This is a genomic window from Pedobacter sp. (assembly GCF_045628745.1).
Taxonomy (GTDB): Bacteria; Bacteroidota; Bacteroidia; order Sphingobacteriales; family Sphingobacteriaceae; genus Pedobacter.
The window spans coordinates 1-4,292 of record NZ_JAZQPU010000013.1; the positions used below are offsets into that span (position 1 = coordinate 1).

Sequence of the window (4,292 nt, forward strand, 5' to 3'; positions counted from 1 at the left end):
GGAATAAGGTTGACTTGCCTGTGCCATTTCCTCCTTTTAACCAGTAAATTCCCTTATTGACATTCCACTCACTGAAGTTTAGTACCTCATGGCTACCGTATTTCTTGTTGATGTTAGTTAGACTAAGCAAATTAGATTTTAGGTTATGATCAACTAAAGCCTCAATTGTTACTTAATTTTTATGAAAACTGGAATAAAGTCAATAGAACCATTCTCATTATTTCCTGGTTTTTTGATTGCATGAAAAGAAAGAACCCAACAATCTATAAAATTCAAAAATAAGTCTGTCCATTCTGTCCAATAAGTATGTGAACTTTAATAATAAATTGCACGATTTCTTCAATTGTATTTTGCCGTTTTATACATTTCGATATTAAAAAACGACCCTTTTTGATAAAGACGACAACAGGCATGATTTTGTATTTATACCTGTTAAATGTTCTTAAAGATTTATATTAGGCAATATCTTTAGTACAATTAATTACAACGCATGGGCATCTAAAGCCCAAACTAAACTATGGCAATAAAAAGCACAGAGAATACGGAACATTATACTTGGGGAGATAACTGCGATGGTTGGCACTTGCTCAAATCTGATTCGTTGAGCATAATTCAAGAAAAGATGCCAGCCCAAACTAGCGAGGGACTACACTTCCATAACACCGCTCAACAATTTTTTTTTATTTTAAAAGGTACAGCAACTTTTCAAATTGAAGAAGAGGTTTTTGAAGTGAATGAAAATAAAGGCTTTCATGTTCTTCCCCATCAAAAACATCGAATATTTAATTACACCGAACTAGCTTTGGAATTCTTAGTTATTTCAGAGCCAAAATCACATGGCGATAGAGTAAATTTATAAAATTTGGAACCAAGGGTGTTTCGACTCCCATAAGGTTCTACAATAGTTGGGACAAAGCTTAAACTTGAATAATTTTTACTGCGAGGCCGTCTCTAAGAATTCCACCCGTTTTTTGATAATGTTGGACGAGTATATTAAAAAAATAATCTGCTATTGTTGTAAGTTTTCTAAAATACTAACAACTAATAGTTGAAAAAGAATATATGAGAACACTACTATTTTTATTGGCCGTTTTAATAAGCGCCACATCTTGTGGACCGGATTCATCTCCAGAGAAGCGAATGGATATAAAGAATCAGGAACTTAGTCAAAAAGTTACAGTGATTTTTACACAACAACAAATATTAAGAGACAGTATATTAATCCTGAAAAAGGAAATCGACGCCATTAAACATTGGTCTAAATAGCCTGGCTTAAATAGGAATAGAATTTTATCCGTCCATTGCTTTGTTTATTTTTCTAGCCTTATGCTTTTTTAGTTTTCCTGTGCTTTCTCAATCAAGAATTAATACTGTACTTCAAAAAAAGATCACCTTAATGGTAATAGAAGATCAGAAATGGCGGAAGGAATCAGATAATATCGAGAACGGCATAACCTCCGCATATGACAAGGCTACTGTAGATTATAATTGGCGGAAAACAGATAGCTTGAATTTGATTGAAGCAAAATCAATCATTAAGCAATATGGATATCTAGGCTATGATTTAGTTGGTGAAAGCGGAAGCAACATTTTTTGGACGATTGTGCAGCATTGATAAGGACGTTAAATTTCAGCAGCAGGTGCTATTACTTATGAGTAAACAAGTTAAATTGAATAACGCTTCTTCGATAAGAATTAAGAGTTAATCTGATCCGGACTAACTTGAAATTCATATAAGAACTTCAAGAAGCAAATCAGTACCAGTTGCGTTACAAATCCTTTTTTCTTCCATTTCGTAAGGATGGACCACTCACAGGGCAAGATCCCCCAAAACTGTTACAAATGGAGCCAAGTATAGATTTTATAATAACCATCTCTTCTATAATTCTACCGTATGTGGTTTTATGTTAGTGTCGTGATTTGCTATAACTTCTACGCAGTTGGGTTGTTGGCTCATTTGTTTGACCCACTTCAACGAACGGATCACTTTTTTCTTATCCACCATTACGCCAGGCATAATCATTTGTTCCCACGATTTTTTTGCATAGCCAGTGTCAGCACACAATAATACAAATTTACCATTGTTTTGAATGATTGTTGAGGCAAGACCCATTGTGTGCCCTGGTGTATTAACAAAAACAACGCTATCGTCCCCAAACAAGTCAAAAGAAAGTTTCTCATTTCCGTAGTTTGAGGGCTGAAACTTGAATGTGTCAAATTTTACGTCATCCCACATTGATGAAACGTAAGCAATTTTGTGCTTTTGAGTATCTAGAACTTCTATATCGCTTACTAAAATTTTCTTTGCATCTTTAACCAATTTCATACCACTTGCATGATCGCTATGTAGATGGCTCATTACCAAAAAGTCTATGTCACTTGGTTTTATTCCTCTTTGCTGCAGTTGTTCGGTAATAGCTTGTCCTTCTGGTAAGTCTGCCTTATTGATAATGTAATGTAGTAGTCCTAAATGTTTCTTTTGGTCAGTTCTTACGTCTGTGTGCCAACCTGTGTCAATTAAAATCAAACCTTTCGGGTGCTCTATTAAATACGCTGAAACCGGAAGCCAAATTTTCTCTTTCTCACTTCTGAAAATTCCTGTGTAAGATATTGGATTAATCGTTTTCTCGTGAAACGGAAGAGAACGGTCAACTTTTACTTGGCCACAGTGTAAAACGTGAATCTTAATGCTCATTTTTACTTTACTTGTTAATTTATTAGGCTAGAAAGTTTGTCTTTAAATTCTTCTCCGAGCTTTTTAATAAAACTGAATTTACTGGAAATTTTTAATTTATGCAAAGTATTAAATGCTTATTTACCTGGCGCACACCACATATAAATCATAGCCCTTCAAATGTTCATGGTATGAATACAAGGTATTGGATTTGGCGGTTGTAGCGCAACGCAAACTCATTATTTATCCTGCATGGAAGTACCGGCTTCCCCAGAGTTGATAAGATCGAAAAAAGCGGTCTCGGCAAAGTTGTCAAAGGGTGATCCCATAAAAGATTAACATCGGAACAGAGACTATGGGGAAGTGCAGGAATTCAACTTATCTTACGGCCAATATATTGTAGCCATACCATGGGGTCAAAATGGATGGATTGAACGGTTCGGTTTTCGAATTGATAATATTGGGTTCGTACCTGATGTCCCTATTCCGGAAACCGAACGTGACTGGGTGCGGTTTGTGGTAAAACATTGTATCCGCCCTGTGAACTGCATATTTGATTAGCGGTTTATATTTTTAAAGTTCTGCGGATACAGGTTTTTTATGGTTTATAGACATGATATTTTCCAGGGTGTATTTAAGCCACTGGAAAGGATTTACTTCATGTTTTTTGCAGATGGCAAAGAATGAATAGATCATTGCTGCCCTTTTTGCGGCCTCATGGCTGCCTGCAAATAAATAATTCTTTCGGCCCAGGGCAATAGGTCTGATCGCATTCTCAACCAGGTTATTGTCTATTTGAAGGCTCCCATCATATAGGTATGCGGACAATGCATCCCACCTGGCGTAAGCATATGCCATGGCTTTTCCGATCTGGCTCTTTGGTAGTGTACTCTTTATTTCCTTGAACATCCATTTTCCCATTTCATTAATTATAGGAAGGGATTCCTTAAGCCGAAATTCTTTGATTGCTCCGGTATTCAGCTGCCCTTCTTTAGCCTTTCTTTCTATGGCATATAACTTCTGGATCAAGATCAGTGCTGTTTCCGCCTTTGGCCTGTCATTGTCCAATGCTTTTTCGAACTCACGGCGTGAATGTGCCCAACAGGCCAGATGGGTTATATCTCGGCTGCGAGCATATTTTTGGTATACAGCATTTCCGTCACTTTGAAGATAACCTTTGAAGTTTCCAAGTATGGGCAATGGCGCGCTACTGCCCCGGGTAGGGCTATAGTCGAAAAGTACCGTTCGGTCCAATGGTGCATGGTACACCCAATAGTAGCCCTGATGGGCAGCGCCTTTTTTATCGCTGTCCAGTACCTTTATTGGTGTCTCATCAGCCTGTAAATATCCTTTTGATTTTGTGTCGAAGACCAGCTGGTCATAAAGGGGTTCGAGCTTAAGTAGTGCTTCTTTTGTCCAACCATCAATGGTTGATGAAGCGATCTGGATGTTTTCCCTTGCAAAGCGTTGTTTTTGGCGGTACAATGGGAGGTGGTCTGCATACTTATCGACCAATATGGAGGCTAACAGACCGGCTCCTGGAATACCCTTATCGATCACGCGCTCAGGAAGCTCGCCGATCTTTACGCCTTCACCGTTTTTAGCAGCATATTTATAG

The 4,292-nt window shown here is 37.7% G+C and carries 3 protein-coding genes and 1 pseudogene; 2 read left to right on the plus strand and 2 right to left on the minus strand.

Annotated elements, in window-relative coordinates:
- Positions 1 to 517 precede the first annotated feature (517 nt).
- Both ACR2F7_RS00705 and ACR2F7_RS00710 read left to right on the plus strand, forming a co-directional pair.
- A complete protein-coding gene (locus ACR2F7_RS00705; RefSeq protein WP_432711690.1) occupies positions 518 to 859 on the plus strand; it encodes a cupin domain-containing protein in 342 nt (113 codons plus the stop codon).
- A gap of 537 nt (positions 860 to 1,396) precedes the next feature.
- The gene (locus ACR2F7_RS00710) at positions 1,397 to 1,615 is read left to right on the plus strand and encodes a hypothetical protein (RefSeq protein ID WP_432711691.1); all 219 of its coding nucleotides are present in this window, start codon (positions 1,397 to 1,399) and stop codon (positions 1,613 to 1,615) included.
- Positions 1,616 to 1,879: 264 nt separating this feature from the next.
- Here the strand turns inward: ACR2F7_RS00710 and ACR2F7_RS00715 are convergent, their stop codons facing one another.
- Positions 1,880 to 2,695, minus strand: coding sequence for an N-acyl homoserine lactonase family protein (locus ACR2F7_RS00715; protein ID WP_432711692.1), 816 nt, complete (start codon positions 2,693 to 2,695; stop codon positions 1,880 to 1,882).
- Between the two features lie 536 nt (positions 2,696 to 3,231).
- A pseudogene (gene tnpC / locus ACR2F7_RS00720) lies at positions 3,232 to 4,292 on the minus strand (IS66 family transposase); the annotation flags it as partial.